Origin of the sequence: Klebsiella sp. CN_Kp073 (genome assembly GCF_040065495.2) — a bacterium.
Lineage (GTDB): Bacteria > Pseudomonadota > Gammaproteobacteria > Enterobacterales > Enterobacteriaceae > Klebsiella > Klebsiella aerogenes.
Map to the genome: position 1 here is coordinate 359,500 of NZ_CM198051.1, position 25,809 is coordinate 385,308.

The 25,809-nt window shown below is 58.1% G+C and carries 23 protein-coding genes; 12 read left to right on the forward strand and 11 right to left on the reverse strand.

The genetic code is table 11. The features are described 5' to 3' along the window. The first annotated feature begins 7 nt into the window (after nucleotides 1-7). Nucleotides 8-2,083: a 4-alpha-glucanotransferase gene (malQ, locus tag ABLV66_RS01695; RefSeq protein ID WP_348876557.1), complete on the forward strand. Its 2,076-nt coding sequence runs from the start codon at nucleotides 8-10 to the stop codon at nucleotides 2,081-2,083. Between the two features lie 614 nt (nucleotides 2,084-2,697). Here malQ and gntT read toward each other — a convergent pair. The 3 genes from gntT to gntX all read right to left on the reverse strand — a co-directional run bounded on the left by gntT (nucleotide 2,698) and on the right by gntX (nucleotide 5,666). Further along, nucleotides 2,698-4,014, reverse strand: a complete 1,317-nt coding sequence (gene gntT, locus ABLV66_RS01700) for a gluconate transporter (protein ID WP_047078876.1) — start codon at nucleotides 4,012-4,014, stop codon at nucleotides 2,698-2,700. A gap of 343 nt (nucleotides 4,015-4,357) precedes the next feature. Beyond that, nucleotides 4,358-4,933 (reverse strand): Fe-S biogenesis protein NfuA, encoded by a 576-nt coding sequence (gene nfuA / locus ABLV66_RS01705; protein ID WP_015369356.1) that lies wholly within the window; start codon nucleotides 4,931-4,933, stop codon nucleotides 4,358-4,360. Nucleotides 4,934-4,991: 58 nt separating this feature from the next. After that, entirely contained in the window at nucleotides 4,992-5,666 is a 675-nt protein-coding gene (gene gntX, locus ABLV66_RS01710) for a DNA utilization protein GntX (RefSeq protein WP_348876555.1), read from the reverse strand. A gap of 37 nt (nucleotides 5,667-5,703) precedes the next feature. On the opposite strand from gntX, the gene bioH reads away from it, so the two are divergent. Beyond that, entirely contained in the window at nucleotides 5,704-6,486 is a 783-nt protein-coding gene (gene bioH / locus ABLV66_RS01715) for a pimeloyl-ACP methyl ester esterase BioH (protein ID WP_348876554.1), read from the forward strand. Nucleotides 6,487-6,598: 112 nt separating this feature from the next. Continuing rightward, nucleotides 6,599-6,868: a YdgH/BhsA/McbA-like domain containing protein gene (locus ABLV66_RS01720; RefSeq protein WP_015369359.1), complete on the forward strand. Its 270-nt coding sequence runs from the start codon at nucleotides 6,599-6,601 to the stop codon at nucleotides 6,866-6,868. Nucleotides 6,869-6,967: 99 nt separating this feature from the next. Here ABLV66_RS01720 and feoC read toward each other — a convergent pair whose 3' ends face one another. From feoC to ABLV66_RS01750, 6 genes are all read right to left on the reverse strand, one after another. Beyond that, nucleotides 6,968-7,204 (reverse strand): [Fe-S]-dependent transcriptional repressor FeoC, encoded by a 237-nt coding sequence (gene feoC / locus ABLV66_RS01725; protein ID WP_063415097.1) that lies wholly within the window; start codon nucleotides 7,202-7,204, stop codon nucleotides 6,968-6,970. A 12-nt stretch (nucleotides 7,205-7,216) separates the two neighbouring features. Beyond that, the gene (gene feoB, locus ABLV66_RS01730; protein WP_348876553.1) at nucleotides 7,217-9,535 is read right to left on the reverse strand and encodes a Fe(2+) transporter permease subunit FeoB; all 2,319 of its coding nucleotides are present in this window, start codon (nucleotides 9,533-9,535) and stop codon (nucleotides 7,217-7,219) included. A 29-nt stretch (nucleotides 9,536-9,564) separates the two neighbouring features. Next, nucleotides 9,565-9,792 carry a ferrous iron transporter A gene (gene feoA, locus ABLV66_RS01735; RefSeq protein ID WP_015703677.1) on the reverse strand — a complete coding sequence of 76 codons (228 nt, stop codon included), beginning with the start codon at nucleotides 9,790-9,792 and terminating at the stop codon, nucleotides 9,565-9,567. A gap of 388 nt (nucleotides 9,793-10,180) precedes the next feature. Then, complete coding sequence (locus tag ABLV66_RS01740) at nucleotides 10,181-12,511, reverse strand: Tex family protein (RefSeq protein ID WP_047064507.1); 2,331 nt, start codon at nucleotides 12,509-12,511, stop codon at nucleotides 10,181-10,183. Between the two features lie 99 nt (nucleotides 12,512-12,610). Further along, nucleotides 12,611-13,084, reverse strand: a complete 474-nt coding sequence (gene greB, locus ABLV66_RS01745; protein ID WP_015703675.1) for a transcription elongation factor GreB — start codon at nucleotides 13,082-13,084, stop codon at nucleotides 12,611-12,613. An 85-nt stretch (nucleotides 13,085-13,169) separates the two neighbouring features. Next, nucleotides 13,170-13,928: a FadR/GntR family transcriptional regulator gene (locus ABLV66_RS01750; protein ID WP_047047964.1), complete on the reverse strand. Its 759-nt coding sequence runs from the start codon at nucleotides 13,926-13,928 to the stop codon at nucleotides 13,170-13,172. Nucleotides 13,929-14,162: 234 nt separating this feature from the next. On the opposite strand from ABLV66_RS01750, the gene ABLV66_RS01755 reads away from it, so the two are divergent. The 9 genes from ABLV66_RS01755 to envZ all read left to right on the forward strand — a co-directional run bounded on the left by ABLV66_RS01755 (nucleotide 14,163) and on the right by envZ (nucleotide 22,707). Beyond that, a complete protein-coding gene (locus ABLV66_RS01755; RefSeq protein WP_348876552.1) occupies nucleotides 14,163-14,903 on the forward strand; it encodes an SDR family oxidoreductase in 741 nt (246 codons plus the stop codon). Nucleotides 14,904-14,938: 35 nt separating this feature from the next. Further along, nucleotides 14,939-15,790 carry a fumarylacetoacetate hydrolase family protein gene (locus ABLV66_RS01760; RefSeq protein WP_348876551.1) on the forward strand — a complete coding sequence of 284 codons (852 nt, stop codon included), beginning with the start codon at nucleotides 14,939-14,941 and terminating at the stop codon, nucleotides 15,788-15,790. Further along, nucleotides 15,787-17,082 (forward strand): L-fuconate dehydratase, encoded by a 1,296-nt coding sequence (locus ABLV66_RS01765; protein WP_049060788.1) that lies wholly within the window; start codon nucleotides 15,787-15,789, stop codon nucleotides 17,080-17,082. The genes ABLV66_RS01760 and ABLV66_RS01765 overlap by 4 nt, the downstream gene beginning before the upstream one ends. Next, complete coding sequence (locus tag ABLV66_RS01770) at nucleotides 17,069-17,920, forward strand: amidohydrolase family protein (protein ID WP_063415089.1); 852 nt, start codon at nucleotides 17,069-17,071, stop codon at nucleotides 17,918-17,920. Before ABLV66_RS01765 ends, ABLV66_RS01770 begins: the two co-directional genes overlap by 14 nt. Continuing rightward, entirely contained in the window at nucleotides 17,904-18,680 is a 777-nt protein-coding gene (locus ABLV66_RS01775; RefSeq protein ID WP_047047976.1) for an L-fucose dehydrogenase, read from the forward strand. The genes ABLV66_RS01770 and ABLV66_RS01775 overlap by 17 nt, the downstream gene beginning before the upstream one ends. After that, nucleotides 18,677-19,033, forward strand: a complete 357-nt coding sequence (locus ABLV66_RS01780; RefSeq protein WP_320482952.1) for an L-rhamnose mutarotase — start codon at nucleotides 18,677-18,679, stop codon at nucleotides 19,031-19,033. Before ABLV66_RS01775 ends, ABLV66_RS01780 begins: the two co-directional genes overlap by 4 nt. 31 nt (nucleotides 19,034-19,064) lie before the next feature. After that, nucleotides 19,065-20,288: an L-fucose:H+ symporter permease gene (gene fucP, locus ABLV66_RS01785; protein ID WP_063415087.1), complete on the forward strand. Its 1,224-nt coding sequence runs from the start codon at nucleotides 19,065-19,067 to the stop codon at nucleotides 20,286-20,288. Nucleotides 20,289-20,629: 341 nt separating this feature from the next. Then, nucleotides 20,630-21,349 (forward strand): osmolarity response regulator transcription factor OmpR, encoded by a 720-nt coding sequence (gene ompR, locus ABLV66_RS01790; RefSeq protein ID WP_001157751.1) that lies wholly within the window; start codon nucleotides 20,630-20,632, stop codon nucleotides 21,347-21,349. Beyond that, complete coding sequence (gene envZ / locus ABLV66_RS01795; protein WP_015369373.1) at nucleotides 21,346-22,707, forward strand: two-component system sensor histidine kinase EnvZ; 1,362 nt, start codon at nucleotides 21,346-21,348, stop codon at nucleotides 22,705-22,707. Before ompR ends, envZ begins: the two co-directional genes overlap by 4 nt. Before the next feature lie 221 nt (nucleotides 22,708-22,928). On the opposite strand, the gene pckA is transcribed toward envZ, so the two are convergent. Both pckA and hslO read right to left on the reverse strand, forming a co-directional pair. Next, entirely contained in the window at nucleotides 22,929-24,548 is a 1,620-nt protein-coding gene (gene pckA / locus ABLV66_RS01800; protein ID WP_045375850.1) for a phosphoenolpyruvate carboxykinase (ATP), read from the reverse strand. Between the two features lie 357 nt (nucleotides 24,549-24,905). Further along, entirely contained in the window at nucleotides 24,906-25,784 is an 879-nt protein-coding gene (gene hslO, locus ABLV66_RS01805; RefSeq protein WP_015703666.1) for an Hsp33 family molecular chaperone HslO, read from the reverse strand. Nucleotides 25,785-25,809: the final 25 nt, after the last annotated feature.

Here is a 25,809-nt window from a genome sequence, read left to right on the forward strand (position 1 = left end):
CAGGCCTATGGAGAATAAACGCCTTGATAACGCCGCGCTGGCGGCGGGGATCAGCCCCAGCTATATCAACGCGCACGGGCAGCCGCAGTCGATCGCGGCGGCCACCAAACAACGTTTGCTGGATGCTATGCATCGTACGTCTACTGCCGCGAAAGCGGCGGTAGAACCGCTGCCCAGCGTCAAGGTTTTTACCCACGGTAAAAAAATGCAGCTGTCGGTCGCGGGAAGCGGCGCGTTTCATTGGCTGCTGACGACCGAAGAAGGTAAGCAGTATCAGGGCGAGACGCGCGGCGGCGAAGCGCTCACCCTGCCTGGGCGATTGCCGACGGGCTATCACACCCTGACCCTCACGCGGGATGGCGAACGCTGGCACTGCCGGGCGATCGTCGCCCCGGCGCGTTGCTACGAACCGCAGGCGCTCAAAGAGGGCAAAAAGCTATGGGGCGCCTGCGTCCAGCTCTACACCCTGCGTTCGGAGAATAACTGGGGCATCGGCGACTTCGGCGATCTACGCGCCATGCTGCCGGAAATCGCCCGTCGCGGCGGCGCGTTTATCGGTCTCAACCCGATTCACGCGCTCTATCCGGCGAACCCGGAGAGCGCCAGCCCGTACAGTCCGTCATCGCGCCGCTGGCTCAACGTTATCTATATCGACGTCAACGCGGTGGAAGATTTCCAGCGTAGCCCTGCCGCGCAGGCATGGTGGCAGCTTGCGGAAACCCAGCAGGCCTTGCAGGCCGCGCGGCAGACCGCTGATGTCGATTATACCGCCGTCACCGCGCTGAAGCTGACCGCGCTGCGTCTGGCGTGGGCTGAGTTTTCTAAGCGTGAAGACGAGCAGATGGCGGAGTTCCGCCAGTTCGTGCTGCGCGAGGGAGAAAGTCTCTACTGGCAGGCGGCGTTTGATGCGCTGCATGCCTGGCAAAGCCAGCAGGATCCAATGCGCTGGGGCTGGCCGGTATGGCCGGAGGCGTATCAAAGTACGAGTAGCCCGCAGGTGAAAACCTTCTGTGCGGAGCATGCCGATGAGGTGAGCTTCTATCTATGGCTGCAATGGCTGGCTTATACGCAGTTCGCCGCCTGCTGGCACACCAGCCAGCAGGACGGGATGCCGATTGGCCTGTATCGCGATCTGGCGGTCGGCGTCGCCGAAGGCGGATCGGAGACGTGGTGCGATCGCGAGCTGTATTGCCTGAAGGCTTCCGTCGGCGCGCCGCCGGACATCCTCGGCCCGCTGGGACAGAACTGGGGCCTGCCGCCGATGGATCCGCACGTCATGGTTGCCCGCGCCTACGAGCCGTTTATCGAACTGCTACGGGCGAATATGCAAAACTGCGGCGCGTTACGTATTGACCACGTGATGTCGGTGCTGCGTTTGTGGTGGATACCGTATGGCGAAACCGCCGACCACGGCGCCTATGTGCAGTATCCCGTGGATGACCTGCTGGCGATCCTGGCGCTGGAGAGCCAGCGGCACCGCTGCATGGTGATCGGCGAAGACCTGGGCACCGTACCGGTCGAAATCGTCGGCAAGCTGCGCAAAAGCGGGGTCTACTCGTACAAAGTGGTCTACTTCGAGAATGGCCCTGATAAAACGTTCCGCGCGCCGAAGGCTTATCCGCAACAGTCGATGGCGGTCGCGACGACCCACGATCTACCGACGCTGCGCGGTTATTGGGAGAGCGGCGATTTGACGCTTGGGAAGACGCTGGGCCTGTATCCGGATGAAGTGGTGCTGCGCGGCTTATATGCCGATCGCGAACAAGCGAAGCAGGGGTTGCTGGATGCGCTGCATCGGCACGGCTGTTTGCCGAAGCGCGCCGGACATAAAGCCTCGCTGATGGCGATGACCTCAACGCTCAATCGCGGGATGCAGCGCTATATCGCCGACAGCAACAGCGCCCTGCTTGGGCTGCAGCCGGAAGATTGGCTGGAGATGGCTTCACCGGTCAACATCCCGGGCACCAGTACCGAGTATCCCAACTGGCGGCGTAAGCTTACCGTGACGCTCGAGCAGATGTTTGCCGATGCGCAGGTGAATAAGCTGATTAAAGACCTGGATAAGCGCCGCAAGGCCCGCTAATCCAGAGAGAATTCCCCGGTGGCGCTGCGCTTACCGGGGCTACTGGTAGATACTGTTATCGGTTTGCAACGGTTTTGGTCGGGGAAAACATGTGCTTTGTGTTAATTCCGGGCACATTGCGCTCCCGATATTTCTTCTGCGTTATGTCTCTCCTGGCGCAGGGAGCGCACAGGGGGCGGTCAGTCGCCACCGCCCCCTGTACCCCCGGCCTTCCGGGAACGTCTCAGCGATTTTGAGGCCGCCAACACCGGCAGTTTCAACCAGCATGGTGAATAAATTAAATGCAGGCCGCGCGGACCGTAGGTCGGGTAAGCGCAGCGCCACCCGACAAAAACGGCACCGCGGGTAGCCCGGATAAGGCGCTTTGCGCCGCCATCCGGGAAACGAGCAACAAAAAAGGCCGGGGCGTATGATGCGCACCCGGCCTTTTTTATTTCAGGGAGGGAGGGTTACACCACCATCCCCAGCAGCAGACAACCAACCAGGCCGCACACGGAAATGATGGTTTCCAGCGGGTAGCCCGGATAAGGCGTTAGCCGCTATCCGGGAAACGAATAATAAAAAGGCCGGGGCGTATGATGCGCACCCGGCCTTTTTATTTCAGGGAGGGAGGGTTACACCACCATCCCCAGCAGCAGACAACCAATCAGGCCGCACACGGAAATGATGGTTTCCAGCACCGACCAGGACTTGATGGTCTCGCCAATGGTCAGGTTGAAATACTCTTTGAACAGCCAGAAACCTGGGTCGTTCACGTGCGAGAAGATGACGCTACCGGAACCCACGGCGATAACCATCAGCTCCGGGCTGACGCCGGTGGTGGCAATCAGCGGCGCGGCGATACCACCCGCGGTGATAGCGGCAACGGTAGCCGAACCCAGCGCAATACGCAGCACCGCAGCAATAGACCACGCCATAAACAGCGGTGACATATTGGATTCGTGCATGATAGAGGCGATGTACTTATCCATGCCGCTATCCACCAGTACCTGCTTAAAGGCGCCACCGCCGCCGATGATCAACAGCATCATGGCAATGATTTTGATAGAGGAGGTCAGCGTATCGTTGATCTGCTCCATGGAGCGGCCGCGGTTCAGGCCGAAAGTGAACAGCGCGATCAGTACCGCAATCAGGGTCGCCATCACCGGGTCGCCGAAGAACTCGGCAACGGGCAGGAAGGCGTGGCCCTTCGGCAGAACCATCTCGGCGACGGCGCGCATCGCCATCAGGATCACCGGTACCAGAGAGGTCCAGACGCTGACGCCAAAGCCCGGCATCTCTTCTTCGGTGAAGGTTTTCGGGTTGTGCAGGCCTTCCGGGATCGGCTTATCAATACCTTTCAGGAAACGGGCGAAAACCGGACCGGCGAGAATAACCGTCGGGATAGCCAGAATCGTACCGTAGAGCAGCGTTTTGCCCATATCGGCGTGGAAAATTGTCGCGATAGCGGTCGGGCCCGGGTGCGGCGGCAGGAAACCGTGGGTGACGGAGAGCGCCGCGGCCATCGGTACGCCAACGTACAGCAGCGGGATACGCGCGGAGGCGGCGATGGTAAAGACCAGCGGCAGCATCAGCACGAAACCGACTTCATAGAACAGGGCGAAACCGACGGTGAAACCGGTCAGTACAACGGCCCATTGAATATGTTTTTTACCGAATTTATCAATCAGGGTGGTGGCGATACGCTGCGCGCCGCCGCAGTCCGCCAGCATTTTACCGAGCATGGCGCCGAAGCCCATGATCAGCGCGAGGCTGCCGAGCGTGCCCCCGACGCCGTTTTTGATGGATACGATGACTTTATCCAGAGGCATACCCTGCATTAATCCGACGGCGAGCGCCACCAGAACCAGAGCGATGAAGCCGTTCATTTTGAAACGGATCATCAGCAACAATAACAGGGCAACCCCGATAGCTACGATGACTAATGGCATGATTTACCTGGCCTTAACTTGTTATGGGTAACGTTAAAGTCTGAACATCTACAGTATCCGTTCCGCAGAGGAACAAGGATGTCTGGCACCGTAAAGCTGGCTTATACCTGACCCAGAGAAAGGATAGCTGGCTATTTTTTTGTCGGTGGTGCTTGTCGTGGATGATACGGGTAACATGTGAGCTTTGAGAATGCCCTGAACGGGGTAAATTTTAAATATGAGACTTAAGTCATACTCTCTGCCGGGTTTTTGACATGTCGACTAGTCAGAAATGTTGCGCGGTAACATGCTGGAGGGGAAATTCACCCGGCAAATGGTTGTTGCCGGGCGAGAAGGCGAAAGCTTAGTAGTAGGAGTGCTCGCCGCGCTGGTGTTCGGTCAGGTCGCGCACGCCTTTCAGCTCCGGGAATTCGTTCAGCAGTTGCTTTTCGATCCCTTCTTTCAGGGTCACGTCGACCATTGAGCAGCCGTTGCAACCGCCGCCGAACTGCAGGATAGCCAGCCCGTCTTCGGTGATTTCCATCAGCGAAACGCGGCCGCCGTGGCCTGCCAGCTGTGGGTTGATCTGCGACTGCAGCAGATACTCGACGCGCTCCATCAGCGGGGCATCGTCAGAAACCTTACGCATTTTGGCGTTCGGCGCTTTCAGCGTCAGCTGGGAACCGAGTTGGTCAGTGACGAAGTCAATTTCAGCATCTTCCAGATAAGGGGCGCTGAGTTCATCAACATACGCGGTCAGCTGTTCAAATTTCAGCGCCGTGTCGGTGTCTTCCACCGCATCCGGTGGGCAGTAGGATACGCCGCACTCAGCGTTTGGGGTGCCGGGATTAATCACAAATACGCGAATTTGCGTCCCTTCTTCCTGATTTGCCAGCAGTTTGGCAAAGTGCGCTTGTGCAGCATCGGAAATACGGATCATAGCGTTGGCCTAATAGTTGACTATTTTACTGGGTTATAATACGCCCATCAGCGGGGGTCTACAAGGTACGGCACACACACCATACCTGAACCGTCGCGGCGCCGTTTCGCAAAAGCAGGCGGGAAATCTCGGCGACGGTGCTTCCGGTTGTGACGACATCATCCACAATGGCGATATGGTGGCCCCGAACGGATAATTCAACCTGGAAAGCATTTTTCAGGTTCTGCTTACGTAATCTGGCGCTTAACTGGTGCTGCGTTGCGGTACGCCGGGTTCGCGTCAGCGCATCGCCGCGCCAGGCGCAGCCCATCCACCGCGCCAGCGGGCGACATAGCGCCTCGCTTTGGTTAAATCCCCGACGCCAGTGGCGGCGCTGCCAGAGAGGCACGCTGATAATCCGGTCCACCGGCGGCAGCGCGCGGTAAAGGCGCAGGCGTAAAAGAAGCAGCCGCGCCAGCGCGGGTCCCAACTCCGGATGAGGGGCAAACTTGAACTGATGTACCAGTCCGCTTAGCGGCGGGGCATAGCTATTCACCGTAACCAGCCGCTGCCAGGGCGGCGGTTTTTGCAGGCAGCGTCCGCAGGGAACGTTAGAGGCCGATGCCGGTAGGCCGCACTGCGGGCAGAGTGATTGTGAGATGAGCAACGAGGCGGTGCAGCGCGAGCACATCCCCCAGTGAGCGATAGCCAGCGGCATTTGGCATAGCCAGCATAAGCCGTGTGCTGTTAGCATAATTCCCCTCATAGTGATGGAAAGAGAACAGTAACTGATGAATGACATCTGGTGGCAAACCACGGGCGAAGGAAATTGTCATCTTGTGCTGCTGCACGGATGGGGGCTGAATGCCAACGTGTGGGATTGCATCACGCCGGAACTGGCTACGCATTTTACCCTGCACCTGGTGGATCTGCCGGGCTATGGCCGCAGCGGTGGTTTTGGCGCTTTAACGCTTGAAGAGATGGCGCAGCAGGTCGTTGAAAAAGCGCCGGAGCAGGCCATCTGGCTTGGCTGGAGCCTGGGCGGGCTGGTGGCGAGTCTGGTGGCGCTGCAGCACCCGCAACGCGTGCAGGCGCTGGTGACCGTCGCTTCTTCGCCGTGTTTTGGCGCGCGCGACCAGTGGCCAGGGATTAAACCGGAAGTGCTGAGCGGCTTCCAGCAACAGCTGAGTGAAGATTTCCAGCGAACCGTCGAGCGTTTTCTCGCCCTGCAAACCATGGGTACCGAAAGCGCGCGCCAGGACGCCCGGGCGCTGAAAAGCACCGTTCTGTCGCTGCCGATGCCGCCTGCCGAGGTTCTCAACGGCGGGTTGGAAATTCTCAAAACCGCCGATTTGCGTCAACCGCTCGCCGCGCTAACCATGCCGTTTTTGCGCCTCTATGGTCGCCTGGATGGGCTGGTGCCGCGTAAAATCGTTCCGTTATTGGATGAGCTGTGGCCGCAAAGTGAGTCTATCGTCTTCGAAAAGGCGGCCCATGCGCCGTTTATTTCACATCCCCAGCCATTTTGTGAGCCTCTGATCGCGTTGAAAAAGCGGCTGAATAATTATTTTTAGCGCCGCGTGGTAAATCATCAGGATCGGGCAATACTTAGGTTGTTGCGGTGGTTGATTATTTCGTTTTTGCCGCCGCAAACTAACAATAACAACCTTATGGAGAGTAAAGGCTATGAAACTTGTTACAGGTATTGTTGCATCTCTGGTGATAGGCTCCCTCTCTTTTGGCGCGTTCGCGGCGAAAGAGATCCAGAAAGATGAAGTCGCGAAGATGAATCTGACCAAGGTCGGCAGCATCACGACTTCCCGTACCACGTCGCCGATGGACGCGAAGCGCGATCTGTCGAAGAAGGCGGATGAGTTGGGCGGTAAGTACTTCGTGGTCATTGCCGGCGAGAAGAACGAGAAGACGGTTCACGCGAACGCCGACGTGTATAAGTAAGCCTGATTTTCCCTGCCAGCGCTGTGCCTGGCAGGGCTAGCAAATCGCACCGCAGATAGCCCGGACAAGGCGCTACGCGCCGCCATCCGGGATGTCTATTCAGCGCAAAGACCACCACTCCCGCAGGCAGGTTTTACCCTCCGGGCAGCTTTTACAGCTGCCGGAAAGGCAGCCATCGGCATCTTCGGTCATCTTGACCGCTTTCCCCATCGCTTCCAGGCGGCTTAACATGGCGTCGATTAGCGGCTGCGGCGTATGCAGGCGGGCGCTCAGCTGTGCGGCCTCCATGCGCCCCTGCAGGGCCAGCATATCGCGTACTTCGATTAACGATGCCATGATAATTGCTCCTTAATGGCAGTCGCCGGCCGGACTCTGGCAGCAGGACGTCGGGGTTTTACGCGTCGCCAGCAGGGAAACATCCACCCGGCTCCGCGCCCGACGCAGCAGGCCAAAGACCACGACGTTAAACAGAATCACCGCCAGAATACACACCAGGCTGTAGCGCGGGTGCTGGCTAAAGCTCACGGTCTGGTAGTACAGCGTCGATAGCGAGTAGGCGATATTAAGCCCCCACAGCACCGAGAACATCATCCAACCGCGGCTGGATTCACGGGCAATTGCCCCCATCACGGAAATGCATGGAATATAGAGCAGGACGAAAATCAGGTAGCTGTACGCGGCGGCGGCGCTGCCGAATTTGCTGCCCATCACGCCCATGGCGCCGGTTTCCATTTCGCCATCGCCTTTGCTTGCTTCAATCGGGTTCGCCAGCACGCTCAGGCTAAAGGTGTCTTTCAGCCCCTGCCAGGTTTCATCGACGGCGGCCAACAGCTCGTTGCCAAGGCTAAACTCCTTTGGGTTAAACTCTTCATTCTGGATATCTTCCGCGGTGTAGAGGGTGTTCAACGTACCGACCACCACTTCTTTCGCCATCGCGCCGGTAAACAGGCCGACGGTTGCCTGCCAGTTATCTTCGTGCACGCCAATCGGCTTAAACACTGGGGTGATCACTCGGCTAACCGAAGCCAGCGCCGAGTCGTTGATGTTATCGACCACTTTGCCGCTAAGCGAGAAGCTGTTCAGCGCGCTGAGGAAAATACTGACAATCACAATGACCTTACCGGCGCGCAGGACGAAGCCTTTCAGGCGCTGCCAGGTCTGGATAACCAGGCTCTTGATGTGCGGTACGTGATACACCGGCAGCTCCATCACGAACGGCGAGGCTTCGCCGCGCATAATGGTGTATTTGAGCATCAGGCCGGTAAGAATCGCCATCACGATGCCCAGTACGTACAGTGAGAAGACCGCCAGCGCGCCGTTCTGCCCGAAGAAGGCAGCGGCGAAGACCGCGAAAATCGCCAGTCGCGCGCCGCAGGACATAAATGGCGCCATCATGATGGTCATCAGGCGTTCACGCGGCGCATCCAGCGTACGGGCGCCCATAACGGAAGGCACGTTACAGCCGAAACCAACGATCAGCGGCACGAAGGATTTCCCCGGCAAACCTAACGCCTGCATCAGGCGGTCCATTACGAAGGCCGCGCGCGCCATATACCCGGAGTCCTCAAGGAAGGAGAGGAACAGGTACATCATGCCGATTTGCGGCACCAGCGGCAGCACGGTATTGATACCGCCGCCCAGCCCTTGCGCGAGGAACACGGTCAGCCAGTCCGGGAAGTGCAGGGTGTAGCCCAGCCACTGGATGCCGTGAATGAAGATAGCCACCGAACCGGCGTCGAAAATCGGCTGCAGGGCGCCGCCGATGTTGATAGCCAGCAGGAACATCAGGTACATCACGAACAGGAAGATCGGTAAGCCGAGGAAGCGGTTAAGGATAATTTTATCCATCGCCGTGGTGAAGCGGCTTGGCTCGGCGGTCAGGGTGTTACTGACGGCATCGCATACCGCGGCGATACTTTGATAGCGGGCATCGGCGATATACAGCGCCGGATCGTCCATCTCGCCGCTCAGGTTGGCCAGCGCCAGATCGAGTTTGTCGGCGGCGTTGCCGGCGAAGGCGCGGCTATAAATATCGCCTTCCAGCATCTGCAGCCCCAGCCAGCGGCGCTGACGCAGCGGCATATCAGCGGGCATCGCCTGCGCCAGCATATCGGCTTCGCGCTGCAGAGATTGTGGATAGTGCACCAGTTCCAGCGGCTGATTGTGTTCATGGCGGTCGAGCGCCATTTTCAGCGCTTCGATGCCGCGACCGCGGGTGGAGACCAGCGGGATCACCGGGCAGCCGAGACGGGCCGCCAGCGCGTCGACGTCGATGCGGATTTGCTGTTTTTCGGCAATATCGAGCATGTTTAGCGCGACGACGCAGGGAATACCCAGCTCCAGCAGCTGCAGGGTCAGATAGAGGTTACGTTCCAGGTTCGAGGCGTCGATGACGTTAATCAGCAGATCGGCATCGCCGCTGAGAATATAGTGACAGGCAATCTGTTCATCGAGCGACGTTTGCGAGGAGATGGTGGTCAGCGAATAGGTTCCCGGTAGGTCGACCAGGGTGACCTGGTGGTCGGTAGTGGCGAAGGCGCCTTCTTTGCGCTCAACGGTGACCCCCGCCCAGTTCCCCACCCGCTGGCGCGCGCCGGTTAGCTGATTGAATAACGTTGTTTTGCCGGAATTAGGATTACCAATTAAACCAACGGTTAATTTTTTCATTTTTCAGACTCTTAGTGCCGGGTCAGGTGTTATTGCGCAACCGCTTCCAGTTCAATTAACGCGAGGTCTTTTTTACGTAATACCAGGCTCACCCGCCGGGTCTCAATATGAATAGGATCGCCCAACGGCGCCACGCGCACGACATGAAACGAAGAGCCGGGCAACATTCCCAGGGAGAGCAGTTTCTGCCGATAAGCCGGGCTAATATCGCGGGAAAAACCGGTGATTTTCCACGCACTATCAGGAGTGAATTGCATAGGGCCTACTTGTTATCGCTAACCGAAAAGAGAATTTCCAGGCGCGGCTATAAAAGCGGCGCTGGGGACTATAGCCAACGAAGAAGAATAAAACTTAACTGATAACGATGATAATGAGAATGGTTTGTATCATCAATACATGACATGGATAATAAATGCGGTTTTCCGGGGAATTTGCTTATTTTTTGATATGACGCAAGAACGTTGCTGTAGCTAAAAATAAGGGAAAAATTAATTTATTCACTTAATGTTTAATAAAGGTTTCATTGGTTAACAGAATGAAACTTTATAAATTTCGAACTTATTGAAAGGTTACTGGAATATATTAATCGAGGTTCAGGCATTAAAAAGCGGAAAATTGCCCCTCGTATTGAGGGGCAGGGAAAGATTAGCGTTTTTTGCCCATCGCGGCGGCCAGCGCATCCATCATCGCGCTGTTGCCGGCTGGCTGAGCATCGCGACCGCGCGGCTTCGCCGCTTTTGCCGCCGGGCGGTTACCCTGCGGGCGATCGTTGCCGCCGCCGCGGCGCGCGTTGCTGTCGCCCGGCTGTTCATCGAGTCGCATCGTTAACGCGATGCGTTTACGCGGCAGGTCGACTTCCATCACCTTCACTTTGACGATATCGCCCGCTTTGACCACGGTATGCGGGTCTTCAACGAACTTATTCGACAGCGAAGAGATATGGACCAGGCCATCCTGGTGCACGCCGATATCGACGAAGGCGCCAAAGTTGGTGACGTTGGTGACCGCGCCTTCCAGAATCATCCCCGGCAGCAGGTCGTTCATCGTCTCAACGCCGTCGGCGAACTGGGCGGTTTTAAACTCAGGGCGCGGATCGCGGCCCGGTTTTTCCAGCTCTTTGATGATATCGGATACCGTCGGCACGCCGAACTTATCATCGGTAAAATCAGAGGCTTTCAGGTTGCGCAGCTCGCTGCTGTTGCCCATTAGATCTTTCAGCGCCTGCTGGGTAGCGGCCAGAATACGCTCGACCACCGGGTAGGCTTCCGGGTGAACGGTTGAGGCGTCCAGCGGGTTGTCGCCGTGGTTAATGCGCAGGAAGCCGGCACACTGTTCAAAGGCTTTTGGCCCCAGACGGCTAACCTTCAGCAACTGCTGGCGGTTGAGGAACTGGCCGTTCTCGTCGCGCCAGGCGACGATATTCTGCGCCATCATGCGGGTCAGGCCGGCGACGCGTGTCAACAGCGCCACCGAGGCGGTGTTAAGGTCAACGCCGACGGCGTTAACGCAGTCTTCCACCACCGCATCCAGCTTACGCGCCAGCTGCGTCTGGCTAACGTCATGCTGATACTGACCGACGCCGATTGATTTCGGATCGATTTTCACCAGCTCGGCCAGCGGATCCTGCAGACGGCGGGCGATAGAGACCGCGCCGCGTAGGGAAACATCGAGGTCCGGGAACTCCTGCGCCGCCAGTTCGGAAGCCGAGTAGACCGACGCGCCGGCTTCGCTGACGATTACCTTCTGGGCGGTCACTTTCGGGAACTGTTTTTGCACGTCGAGGAAGAAACGCTCGGTCTCGCGGGAAGCGGTACCGTTGCCGATAGCCACCAGCTCAACGTTATGTTTCTCGCACAGCGCCGCCACCACGACGGCGGCTTTAGCCGCCTGGCCGGTATGCGGGTAGATGGTATCGGTGGCCACCAGTTTGCCCGTGCCGTCGACTACCGCCACTTTGACGCCGGTACGCAGGCCCGGATCGAGGCCCATGGTGGCGCGCAGGCCGGCAGGCGCGGCCATCAGCAGGTCATGGAGGTTACGGGCGAATACGTTAATCGCTTCGTCTTCCGCGCGTTCGCGCACGGTGCCCATTAATTCGGTTTCGAGGTGCATCAGCACCTTGATGCGCCAGGTCCAACTGACGACGCCTTTGCGCCAGCTGTCCGCCGGGGCGTTGTTCAGGCGCAGGCCGAGATGATCGATAATGATCTGCTCGCAGTGGCTCTCTTTCGGCGGCTCGTCAAACTGCGGGTCGGCGTTGAGCGACAGCTGCAGCACGCCCTCATTGCGCCCGCGGAACATCGCCAGCGCGCGGTGTGACGGCACGGAAGCGATCGGTTCATGGTGGTCGAAGTAATCGCGGAATTTAGCGCCTTCTTCTTCCTTGCCGCTGACGACGCTGGCCACCAGATGGGCGTTTTTCCACAGATAATCACGTACTTTCGCCAGCAGGGCGGCGTCTTCCGCGAAGCGTTCCATCAGGATATAGCGCGCGCCGTCGAGAGCGGCTTTGCTATCCGCCACGCCTTTATCGGCATCGATATAGTTTGCCGCTTCGGTTTCCGGATCGTGGGAGGGCTCATTCCACAGCAGATCGGCCAGCGGTTCGAGACCGGCTTCAATGGCGATTTGCCCGCGGGTGCGGCGTTTGGGTTTGTACGGCAGGTAGAGATCTTCGAGCTCGGTTTTGCTGAGGGTGGCGTTGATGGCTTTTTCCAGCGCTTCGCTGAGCTTGCCCTGTTCGCCGATCGATTTGAGGATCGCCTGGCGGCGGTCTTCAAGTTCGCGCAAATACCCGAGGCGAGTTTCCAGATTACGCAACTGCGTGTCATCCAGACCGCCGGTGACTTCCTTACGATAACGTGCAATAAACGGCACGGTGTTCCCTTCATCAAGCAGGCGAACGGCAGCTTCTACCTGTTCGGCTCTGGCCTGAAGTTCACCCGCAATAATGCGGCAGAGCGAATCATTCATCATCGGTTTTATTCATCATTAGGGTCAAAATCAGGGGATAGTTATACGGGCTGCCAGGCTAAAATGCCAGCCGCGACCGGGTTCTCTCGGAATGTTCCGGCGCTATTTCACGTATTCAATTTCATTGACGTACCAGCTGGCTTCGCCCGCCGGGGTGTTAACGATAGCCAGGTCGCCCACCTCTTTCTTTAGTAAGGCGCGCGCCATTGGCGAATCGATAGAGATATAGTCTTTGCGGCCGAAGATTTCATCGTAGCCGACAATGCGAAAGCGCTTGGTATCACCATCGTCGTTCTCGATTTCCACCCACGCGCCGAAGAACACTTTGCCTTCCTGCTGCGGGGAATAATCGACGATTTTTAGATTTTCCAGGCACTTGGTGAGATAACGCACCCGGCGGTCAATCTCGCGCAGGCGCTTTTTATTGTACTGATAATCGGCGTTTTCGCTGCGGTCGCCAAGACTCGCCGCCCAGGTCACTTTCTTGGTGACTTCCGGGCGCTCTGTACGCCACAAGTAATCCATCTCTTGCTTCAGTTTTTCATACCCTTCACGGGTGATCAGCGGCGTTTTCATCTGTGGTTCATCCAAAATAATCTCGTCCCGCCGTACCTTAACCAGCCGTTTCGGCAAGGTAAAGCGCCAGGCGCAGAAATCGCGGCTACTGGCTGCGGGTAAAAATGGTAATCACCTGATCAATATGATTTTTCATTGCTTTCTTTGCCGCACGTACGTCGTGGGCCTCAATGGCTTCAAGGATCGCGCGATGCTCCTGTTCCGAGCGATGTGGCATATCGTCCGGGGTGTAATGGCGCTGCAGCATGCGGAACATACTGCCGTAGCGGTGGCCGAGCAGGTGGCCGATGATAAACGCGTACGCCGGGTTGCCGCTGGCCTGAGCGATACGGATATGGAACAGGCGGTCGCCGGGATGGGTGGTTGAACCGGCACGGTTATCGCGACAGTTCTGTTCAAAGGCCTCGCGGATAGCGGCCAGCTCTTCGGCGCTGGCGTGGCGCGCCGCCAGCGCGGCGGTTTCCGGTTCGATTAACAGGCGCGCCTGCAGCAGGGAAAAGGGCGGAAGTTCGGCGTTAAAATCGAGGTCTATGTTGAGTTCGTCGTCGATCTCCGTCCACTGGTCGCGACCGGCCTGCGCCATCACCGGTTCTTTGGTGGCGGCGAGCGGCGTCTGCGATTTGACGATTACCCCGTTGCCGACGCGCACGTCCACCAGGCCAATCACCTCCAGCGCAATCAGCGCTTCGCGTACCGATGCGCGGCTGACGTTCAACTGCTGGGCTAAATCTCGCTCAGACGGGAGACGACTGCCGGGCGGAAATTCGTTGTTCTCAATTAATCGCTTGAGTTGGTCTGCTATCTGTCTGTAAATCCTTGGGTTTTCCAGTCTGGTAATCGGCATGTTTCACCTTTGCTCATGCGATAGACAGTGATAAAGCGCACAAATATTGGCCAGCACACTTGAGTGTTTGTTAGTCGAGTGTAATTAATTGGTTAACCAATGTGCCGTTTGTGGCCGTTTTTGCAACATCTAAGCTTCACGATAGCGGGTTATGCCTGACTTGTCATGCGAAAGGTCAGGCCTTTGACTACCACCAATGGCCTGACCATTAGTCCTTTAGACCAGGGGAGAGAAATGGAACTAACCGGAAAACGCGTTCTGATTACCGCCGCAGGGCAGGGGATTGGCAATAGCTGCGCGCAGCTATTTGCCGCCGCTGGCGCGGAAGTGATTGCCAGCGATATCAACATTACCGGATTGAGCGATATCCCCGGCGTGCAGCCGCTGCAGCTGGATGTCACCCGCGCCGACGCCATTGCCGCCGCTGCGGAAACGCTGGGCCCGCTGGATGTCTTGTTCAACTGTGCCGGGGTGGTGCATAGCGGCAGCATTCTTGAATGTAGCGAGCGGGAGTGGCAGTTCGCTCTCGATCTGAATGTCACCGCCATGTTCCACACGATTCGCGCCTTTTTGCCGGCGATGATCGCCCGCGGCGGCGGCTCGATTATCAACATGTCATCGGTGGCTTCCAGCGTGAAAGGGGTACCAAACCGCTTCGCCTACAGCGCCAGTAAAGCGGCGGTCATTGGCCTGACCCGCTCGGTGGCGGCGGATTTCGTCACCCAGGGCATTCGTTGTAATGCGATTTGTCCGGGCACCGTCGATTCACCTTCGCTGCGCGGACGTATTGCCGAGCAGGCGCGTGAACAAGGGTTGAGCGAAGAGGCGGTTTATGAGGCGTTTGTCGCCCGCCAGCCTATTGGCCGCATCGGCAAGCCGGAAGAGATCGCCCAGCTGGCGCTGTATCTGGCTTCCGACGCCAGCGCCTACACCACCGGTACGGTACAGATTATTGACGGCGGCTGGAGCAACTAACTGTACGGCGCTTTATTTCACTATCAGGAAAACGCATGAAATTACTTCGTTTTGGCAATCCCGGCAGCGAGCGTCCGGGCGTACTCGATAACGACGGCCGCCTGCGCGACCTGTCGCAATATATTAACGATCTGCGCGGCGACTCGCTGCTGCCGGAGAGTCTGGCGCGTCTGCGCCAGCTGGATCTCTACAGCCTGCCGCTGGTTGAAGGCAATCCGCGTATTGGCGCCTGCGTCGGCGGTATCGGTAAGTTTATCTGCATTGGCCTGAACTATGCCGATCACGCCGCAGAGACCGGCGCCGACATTCCGCAGGAACCGGTGGTATTCAGCAAGTGGACCAGCGCGGTGGTCGGGCCTAACGACAACGTGATTATCCCGCGCGGTTCGCAAAAGACCGACTGGGAAGTCGAATTAGGGGTAGTGATTGGCAAAGGCGGGCGCTATATCGACGAGCGCGACGCCATGCAGCACGTTGCTGGCTACTGCGTGATTAATGACGTCTCCGAGCGCGAGTATCAAATCGAGCGCGGCGGCACCTGGGATAAGGGCAAAGGCTGCGACACGTTCGGGCCGACCGGCCCCTGGCTGGTGACCGCCGATGAAATCCCCGACCCCAACTCCCTCAACCTGTGGCTGGAGGTCGACGGCAAGCGCTATCAGGACGGCAACACCCGCACCATGATTTTCAAAGTGCCCTATATCATCAGCTACCTGAGCCGCTTTATGAGCCTGCAGCCGGGCGATGTCATCTCCACCGGTACGCCGCCGGGGGTGGGTATGGGCCAGAAACCGCAGCCGGTTTATTTACGCGCCGGGCAGACTATTCGTTTGGGCATTGAAGGGTTGGGCGAACAGCAGCAGCTGACCGTGGAGGACAAACAATGACGCAAATTACCGCCCTGCGGGTAGAGGATATTCGCTTCCCCACTTCGCAGCAGTTGGACGGCTCCGACGCGATGAATCCCGATCCGGATTACTCCGCCGCCTACGTGATCCTCGAAACCGACAATCCTAAGCTCACCGGTCACGGGCTGACCTTCACCATTGGCCGCGGCAACGAAATTTGCTGCGCGGCGATTCAGGCGCTGGAGCATTTAATCGTCGGCGAGCAACTTGAGGCGATCGCCGCCGATATGGGCGCCTTCTGGCGGCGCTTTACCAGCGATAGCCAGCTGCGCTGGATTGGCCCGGATAAAGGGGCGATTCACCTGGCGACCGGCGCGGTGGTCAATGCGGTGTGGGATCTGTGGGCGAAGGCCGAAGGCAAACCGGTCTGGCGACTGGTCGCCGATATGAGCCCGGCCGAGCTGGTGCGCTGCATCGATTTTCGCTACATCACCGACTGCATTACCCCGGAGGAGGCGTTGCGCCTGCTGGAAAGCCGTGAAGAGGGCAAAGCCCAGCGGCTTGAACAACTGCAGACGCATGGTTATCCGTGTTACACCACCTCAGCGGGCTGGTTGGGTTACGGTGATGACAAACTGCGTCGTCTTTGTCAGCAGGCGGTGGACGCCGGTTTCTCGCATATCAAGCTGAAGGTCGGGCGCGACATTGAAGATGATATCCGCCGCGTGCGCATTGCCCGGGAAGTGATTGGCCCCGAGCGGAAATTGATGATTGATGCCAACCAGGTATGGGAAGTGGACGCCGCCATTCCATGGGTCAAAGCGTTGGCCTTCGCCAACCCGTGGTTTATCGAAGAGCCGACCAGCCCGGATGATATCGAAGGCCACCGCAAGATCCGCGAAAACATCGGCGCGGTGAAGGTCGCCACCGGCGAGATGTGCCAGAACCGGATTATGTTCAAACAATTCATTATGCGCGGCGCGATTGACGTGGTGCAGATCGATGCCTGCCGGTTAGGTGGCGTCAACGAAGTGCTGGCGGTGATGCTGATGGCGGCGAAGTACAACCTGCCGGTTTGCCCGCACGCCGGCGGCGTCGGACTGTGCGAATACGTCCAGCACCTGTCGATGATTGACTACCTGTGCATCGCCGGTACCCATGAAGGGCGGGTGATTGAGTTTGTCGACCATCTGCACGAGCACTTCCTGCACCCTTGCGAAATCCGCGGCGCAGCTTATATGCCACCGCAGGCGCCGGGCTACTCGATTGAAATGCACCAGGCTTCTATCGAGCAGTACCGCTACCGTGGAGAAGCGCATGTTGCGCATTGACGCCCACCACCACTACTGGCGCTATCAGCCACAGGATTACCCGTGGATTGATGACGACATGCCGCAACTGCGCCGGGATTTTTACCCCCCGCAGCTCCAGCCGCTGCTGGCGCAGCACCAGCTCGATGGCGCGGTGGTAGTGCAGGCGCGTCATGATGAAAACGAAACCGCCTGGCTGGTGGCGCAGGTTTCTCAAGCAGCAGGCGTATGCGGCGTGGTGGGCTGGCTGGATATTACCGCCGCGGATCTCGGAGACAAGCTGACGCAGTGGCGCGGCCAGTTGTGCGGGTTGCGCCATCAGGTGCAGGATGAAGCCGACCCGGCAGCGTGGCTTGAGCGCGAGGCGGTCTCGCGAGGAATGCAGCAGTTGCAGCGCCAGGGCTATAGCTGGGATCTGTTGGTTACCCATCGTCATCTCGCGGCGGCGGCACGCTTTGCCGCCCGCCACGATGACCACTGGCTGGTACTCGATCATTTCGGCAAGCCGGATATCGCGCGCGGCGCGGCCCACTGGGCCGAACAGGCGCGGCCGCTGGCCGCATTACCGCATGTGGTGGGCAAACTTTCCGGCCTGGTGACCGAAGCCGGGCGCGGATGCTGGACTGAGGAACAGCTGCTGCCTTTCTTCGACGCCGCGCTGGAGCTGTTTGGCCCGCAGCGGCTAATGTTTGGTTCCGACTGGCCGGTATGCCTGCTGGCGGCGGAGTATCGCCAGGTTTACCAGCTGTGCGAAACGGCGCTGGCTCCGCTGACGGAAACGCAGCGGTCAGCTATTTGGGGCGGCACTGCCTGTCGGGTTTATGGTTTAACGGAGGCGAAGCGTGGATCTATTTCTTAAAGACAAAGTGGTTATCGTCACCGGCGGCGGCTCGGGGATCGGCGCGGCCGTGACGCAACTGCTGGCGGAAGAGGGGGCGGTGCCGGTCATCGTCACTAACGCCCTGCCTGAGCAGGGGTTTATGGATAGGTTGAAGCAAATCGCGCCGCAAAGTGAGCTCATTATCGCCGACCTGTGCCAGGAGGCTGAATGCGCCGGGGCGGTAGGTCAGGTGCTGGCGCGCTTTGGCCGCATTGATGCGCTGGTGAATAACGCCGGAGTGAACGATGGCGTAGGGCTCGAGGCCGGGCGTGAGGCGTTTCTCGGATCGCTTGAGAAAAACCTGATCCACTACTATCAGATGGCCCACCTGTGCCGCGAAGCGTTAGAGGCGGCGCGGGGCGCTATCGTCAATATCGCCTCGAAAACCGCGCTCAGCGGCCAGGGCGGCACCAGCGGCTATACCGCGGCGAAAGGGGCGGTGCTGGCATTAACCCGTGAATGGGCGGTATCGCTGCGTGAGAGCGGCGTGCGCGTCAACGCGGTGGTTCCGGCGGAAGTGCTGACGCCGCAGTACCAGCGCTGGATAAATACCTTCCCCGATCCGCAGCGGCAGATGGCGGCGATTAACCAACGCATTCCGCTGGGCAAACGCATGACCACGCCGGAAGAGATCGCCAACACCGTGGTGTTTCTTATCTCCTCGCGCGCGTCGCACACTACCGGGCAGTGGCTATCGGTGGACGGCGGATATTTGCATCTCGACAGGGCGCTGTCATGAACGCCATCGTCGCGCGGCGGCGGCTGTGTCAGGCGCTGGATTTAGTCGATTCGGCGGAGAAAATCGCCGAATACCAGCGTCTGCATGAACGTATCTGGCCGGAAGTCGCCGGGCACCTGCGCGCCCATGGCGTGCTGGATATGGAGATTTACCGGCTTGGCACGCGGCTGTTTATGGTGATGGAGGTCGCCGGGGATTTCGATGGCGAACGCTTTGCTCAGCACAGCCTGAACCACCCGGTCATTCAGCGCTGGGAAGCGCTGATGTGGCAATACCAGGTTCCCACCCCCTGGACGCCGGCAGGCGAAAAATGGGTGTCGATGGAGCGCATATTCTCTTTGCAGGATCAATAAAACAACTCTGTACTCTACTGAGGATCTCACCATGCTAGTGAATAAAACGGCGGAGCCGCTGGCGGCCCGCGCCGGGGCGACCCCTAATCTGCGCTGGGCATTTATGCTGGTCACCAGCCTGTTCTTTATGTGGGGGCTCTCTTACGGCCTGCTCGATGTTCTCAATAAACACTTTCAGGAGACCCTGCACGTCACCAAAGCGCAGTCCGGTTTACTGCAGGCGGCCTATTTTGGCGCCTACTTCCTGGTGGCGCTGCCCGCCGGCTATTTTATGGATAAACGCGGTTATAAAGCGGGGATCCTGGTCGGTTTGTGCCTGTATGCGCTTGGCGCGCTGCTGTTTGTGCCGGCGGCGAGCGTGAATAGCTTTGCGCTATTCCTCTTCGCGCTGTTTGTGATTGCCTGTGGATTAGGTTGCCTTGAGACCGCGGCGAACCCTTATGCGACGGTACTTGGCGATAGTAAAGGCGCCGAGCGGCGGTTGAATCTGGCGCAGTCGTTTAACGGACTGGGGCAGTTTATTGGCCCGCTGATCGGCGGCACGCTGTTCTTTTCAGCCACTCAGAGCAATACCGGCGATCAGAGCTCGGTAAAAATCACCTATGTCGCTATCGCCGTGCTGGTGCTGGCCATCGCGCTGCTGTTCCGCCGCACGCCGATGCCGGATATTCGCGAAGATGAGGGCAGTCAGCAAGAAGCGGCACAAGGGCTGTGGCAGCATCGCCACTTTACCGGCGGGGTCATCGCCCAGTTCTTTTACGTTGCCGCGCAGGTCGGCGTGGGGGCGTTCTTTATCAACTATGCGACCGAGCACTGGCATGGCGTGACAAACCAGCACGCTTCCTATCTGCTGTCGATTGCGATGATTAGCTTTATGGTCGGTCGTTTCTTCAGTACCTGGCTGATGGGGCGGGTGCAGGCGGCGACGCTGCTGATGGTTTACTCGCTGGTCAATATCGTGCTCTGCGGTCTGGTGATGATGAGCATTGATGGCGTGTCGGTGGTGGCGCTGATTGCGGTCTTCTTTTTTATGTCGATTATGTTCCCGACCATTTTCGCGCTGGGCGTTAAAAATATGGGCAGCCATACCAAACGCGCCAGCTCGTTTATGATTATGGCCATCGTCGGCGGGGCGATTATGCCTTACTTCATGGGGGCGCTGGCCGACCGCTACAGTACCGCGTTGGCCTATGGGTTGCCGCTGCTATGCTTCCTGGTGGTGCTGTGGTACGGCATGAGCCAACGACGCGCGTAAGCGGCAAAATTAGCTAAAAAGGCGGAGGAGACCCTCCGCCTTTTTCTTTTTTGTCGCGCCGGTGGTAAATTTTGCTCAGAATGACGGGTTTACCCTAAATAATTCGAGTTGCAGGAAGGCGGCAAGTGTGTGAATCCCCAGGAGCATAGATAACTATGTGACTGGGGTGAGCGCACGCAGCCAACGCACGTGCAACTTGAAGAATGACGGGTATAAATTGCTGTTTAATATGCTTTGTAACAATTTCGACTAGAATATATACCAGATTTGGCTGGTCGTATTAGCGTGGGTTTTTAAGAATACGCACTAACGATTGCAGTGAACCTTTGGGAGTACAAACAATGCAAGAGAATTATAAGATTCTGGTTGTGGATGACGATATGCGCCTGCGCGCGCTGCTGGAACGTTATCTGACCGAGCAGGGCTTCCAGGTTCGTAGCGTGGCGAACGCCGAACAGATGGATCGCCTGCTGACCCGTGAATCCTTCCACCTGATGGTGCTGGATCTGATGCTGCCGGGCGAAGATGGTTTATCTATCTGCCGCCGTCTGCGTAGCCAGAGCAACCCGATGCCGATCATTATGGTGACGGCGAAAGGGGAAGAAGTGGACCGTATCGTGGGCCTGGAAATCGGCGCCGATGATTACATTCCTAAACCGTTTAACCCGCGCGAACTGCTGGCCCGTATCCGCGCCGTGCTGCGCCGCCAAGCGAACGAGCTGCCGGGCGCGCCATCGCAAGAAGAAGCGGTGATTGCTTTTGGCAAGTTCAAACTGAACCTCGGCACCCGCGAGATGTTCCGTGAAGATGAGCCGATGCCGCTCACCAGCGGTGAGTTCGCGGTATTAAAAGCGCTGGTTAGCCATCCGCGCGAGCCGCTGTCCCGCGATAAGCTGATGAACCTTGCCCGCGGCCGCGAATACTCGGCGATGGAGCGCTCCATCGACGTACAAATCTCCCGCCTGCGCCGCATGGTGGAAGAAGATCCGGCGCACCCGCGCTACATCCAGACCGTTTGGGGACTGGGCTACGTCTTCGTACCGGACGGTTCTAAGGCATGAAGCGCGTGCGTTTTTCGCCGCGAAGCTCATTTGCCCGCACCCTGTTACTGATCGTCACCCTGCTGTTCGTCAGCCTGGTGACGACCTATCTGGTGGTGCTGAATTTCGCGATCCTGCCGAGCCTGCAGCAGTTTAACAAGGTGTTGGCATACGAAGTCCGTATGCTGATGACCGATAAACTGCAGCTGGAAGACGGCACTCAACTGGTGGTACCGCCGGCGTTTCGCCGCGAAATTTACCGCGAGCTGGGGATTTCGCTCTATTCCAATGAGGCGGCGGAAGACGCAGGCCTGCGCTGGGCGCAGCATTATGAATTCTTAAGCCAGCAGATGGCGCACCAGCTTGGCGGGCCGACCGAAGTGCGGGTTGAGGTCAACAAAAGCTCGCCGGTGGTGTGGCTGAAGACCTGGCTGTCGCCGAATATCTGGGTGCGGGTACCGCTGACTGAAATCCATCAGGGCGATTTCTCGCCGCTATTCCGCTATACGCTGGCGATAATGCTGCTGGCCATTGGCGGCGCGTGGCTATTTATCCGCATTCAGAACCGGCCGCTGGTCGACCTTGAACATGCCGCGCTGCAGGTCGGGCGCGGGATTATTCCGCCGCCGCTGCGCGAATACGGCGCGTCGGAAGTGCGTTCGGTGACCCGCGCCTTCAACCATATGGCCGCCGGGGTCAAACAGCTGGCGGATGACCGTACGCTGCTGATGGCCGGGGTCAGCCACGATTTGCGCACGCCGCTGACGCGGATCCGGCTGGCGACGGAGATGATGGGCGAGCAGGACGGCTATCTCGCCGAGTCGATCAATAAAGATATCGAAGAGTGCAACGCCATCATCGAGCAGTTTATTGATTACCTGCGCACCGGCCAGGAGATGCCGATGGAGCTTGCGGATCTCAACGCCGTGTTAGGCGAAGTGATCGCCGCCGAAAGCGGCTACGAGCGGGAAATCGCCACCGATCTGCAGGCCGGAGAAATTCCGCTGCGCCTGCATCCGCTGTCGATCAAACGCGCGTTAGCCAATATGGTGGTGAACGCCGCTCGTTACGGTAAGGGCTGGATTAAAGTCAGCAGCGGCAGCGAAGCCAGCCGCGCCTGGTTCCAGGTGGAAGATGACGGCCCGGGGATTAAACCGGAACAGCGCGAACATCTGTTCCAGCCGTTTGTGCGCGGCGATAGCGCCCGTAGCACCAGCGGCACCGGGCTGGGGCTGGCGATAGTGCAGCGTATTATCGACAATCATAACGGTCGCCTGGAGATTGGCACCAGCGAACGCGGCGGCCTGCTGATCCGCGCCTGGCTACCGATTCCGGTGCATCGCGCGTTGTCGCCGGCGAAGCCCGCAAAAGAGAGTTGATTAGCGTATAAATATAAAAAAGCCGGGCATCGCCCGGCTTCAGACTGCTGACAAAGAAGGAAAAAGCGTGGTTTTTCCTTCTTTGTGGTTATCAGCCGAAAATCAATAAATTGATTTTCCTTGTTATTTGTCTCTTGCAATCTGTAAGTTCAATGGTTGCATGAGGTTTGTCATCAATCTCAAGCCGGGCATCGCCCGGCTTTGTTGTCTCTGCGACCTGATTAACGCTTCGGACCAGCCGCAACCAGCGCAGCGCCGGCCGGGGTATCGGTATACTTCTCGAAGTTCTCAATAAACAGTTTCGCCAGCTGATCGGCTTTCTCCTGCCACTGCTCCGGAGAACCGTAGGTATTACGCGGGTCGAGGATATGGGTATCGACGCCCGGCAGCTCGGTTGGGATCTGCAGGTTGAACATCGGCAGAGTGAAGGTTTCGGCGTTATCCAGCGAACCGTCGAGGATGGCGTCGATAATCGCGCGGGTATCTTTAATTGAGATACGTTTGCCGGTACCGTTCCAACCGGTGTTGACCAGGTAGGCCTGGGCGCCGGAAGCCTGCATGCGTTTTACCAGCACTTCAGCGTACTGCGTCGGGTGCAGCGACAGGAACGCGGCGCCGAAGCAGGCGGAGAAGGTTGGGGTCGGCTCGGTTACGCCGCGCTCGGTACCGGCCAGCTTGGCGGTAAAGCCAGACAGGAAGTGGTACTGAGTCTGGTCAGCGGTCAGACGTGAAACCGGCGGCAATACGCCAAAGGCGTCGGCGGTCAGGAAGATGACCTTGGTAGCGTGACCGGCTTTCGACACCGGCTTAACGATATTTTCGATATGGTCGATCGGGTAGGAGACGCGGGTGTTCTCGGTCTTCGAACCGTCATCAAAATCGATGGTGCCGTCAGCCAGTACCACGACGTTTTCCAGCAGCGCATCGCGGCGGATCGCGTGATAGATATCCGGCTCGTTGGCTTCCGACAGCTTAATGGTCTTCGCGTAGCAGCCGCCTTCGAAGTTAAACACGCCGTCATCATCCCAACCGTGCTCGTCATCGCCAATCAGGCGGCGTTTCGGGTCGGTGGAGAGGGTGGTTTTACCGGTGCCGGACAGGCCGAAGAACACGGCGACATCGCCTTTTTCTCCGACGTTAGCGGAGCAGTGCATCGAAGCGATGCCCTGCAGCGGCAGCAGGTAGTTCATGATCGAGAACATCCCTTTCTTCATTTCGCCGCCGTACCAGGTGCCGCCGATAAGCTGGATGCGCTCGGTCAGGTTGAAAGCCACGAAGTTTTCGGAGTTCAGACCCTGCTCTTTCCACTGCGGGTTGGTGCACTTCGCGCCATTCATGACGATAAAGTCCGGCTCGAAGGCTGCCAGCTCTTCTTCGCTCGGGCGAATGAACATGTTCTTAACAAAGTGTGCCTGCCAGGCGACTTCAGTAATGAAGCGCACGCTGAGGCGGGTGTCGGCGTTGGCGCCGCAGAAGGCGTCGACGATAAACAGGCGTTTGCCCGACAGCTGGTGAGTCACCAGACCTTTCAGGTGCTGCCAGGTTTCCTGGGAGAGCGGCTTGTTGTCGTTCTTGCCATTGCCTTTATCAGACCACCACACGGTATCGCGAGTGGTATCGTCACGGACGATATATTTATCTTTCGGCGAACGGCCGGTGAAAATGCCGGTATCGACGGCGATGGCGCCAAGATTGGTTAATACGCCACGCTCATAACCTTCCAGTTTCGGGTCGAGCTCTTCCTGATACAGCGTATCGAAGCTCGGGTTGTGGACAATTTCCTGGACGTCATTGATACCGTAAGCCTTGAGATCCTGCGGGGTTAAACTATTAACGCGCATGTCACTGCTCCTTAGCCAATATGTACTGCTTTAAATTGTAGGGTTTCTTTCAGGGAATAGACCGCGACCAGGCTCATAGATTTACGTATCTCGACAAACGCCTTTCTTACGAAAAACACAGTGACTCCTGTCACGAAGTGCGCGTGATTATCTCAGGAAAACGGCCGCAGGTGGCGATAGATGTTTCCGAATGGTTAAAAAGTAATTAAAAAAACTGCTGAAATGTGAATGTAATCGCTTTCTTGAAAGAAAGTTACGTAACTCTTTCAGTGAAAATCGATTCAACACGCGGTCGAAATAGTTGACGCCAGGCGCGGCGGGTTAGAAAAACCCGGCAACGCCCGGCGAGAGGGGCGATTAGTGTACCTGCGGATCCGCCGGCGAGGCGTTATTGCGGATCTCGGCGATGTCCATCGCGTTGAACAGATAATGATTACCGCAGTAGTCGCAATGCATATCAATTTCGCCTTCGTCGGCGAGGATGCTGTCGACTTCTTCATCCGGCAGCGTCTTCAGCGCATCGGCGCAGCGCTGGCGAGAACAGGTGCATTTGAACTCGACGTCTTGCGGGTCGTATACCGTCACCTCTTCCTCATGGTACAGGCGCCATAATACATCGGTCGCCGGCAGGGTGAACAGCTCTTCCGCCTTGATGGTCTCGGTCAGGGTCGCCAGATGCTCGAAGTCGTTAAGCTGCGCGTCCTGAGCCGGCATCACCTGCAGCAGCATGCCGCCGGCCACCGCTTTACCGTCGTGCTCGCCGGTACGAATAAACAGACGGGTCGGCAGCTGTTCGGAACGCTGGAAGTAATCTTCCAGGCATGCCGCCAGGGTATCGCCTTCCAGGCCAACAACGCCCTGATAGCGCTCGCCTTCCTGTGGAGAGATGGTAATGACCAGATAGCCGTTGCCGACCAGCGTTTTCAGGTCCGCGCCTTCCGGGATTTCACCCTGAACCCGAGCGACGCCGCGTAGCTGCTGCTGGTTATTGCCGTTGATCACCGCCAGCGAGAGCGGGCCGTCGCCCTGCAGCTGAACGGTAATATCGCCGGCGAACTTCAGCGTGGCGGTCAGCAGGCTGGTGGCGACCAGCAGCTCCGACAGCACGGTTTTCACCGGCTGCGGGTAGCTATGGTTGGCCAGGATCTGTTCCAACGTGTCCGATACGGTGACCAGTTCACCGCGCACGGCATAGTTTTCAAACAGATAACGATGTAATTGATCGTGTTGAGTCATAATCATCTCTCTTGCTGGCGGCAGC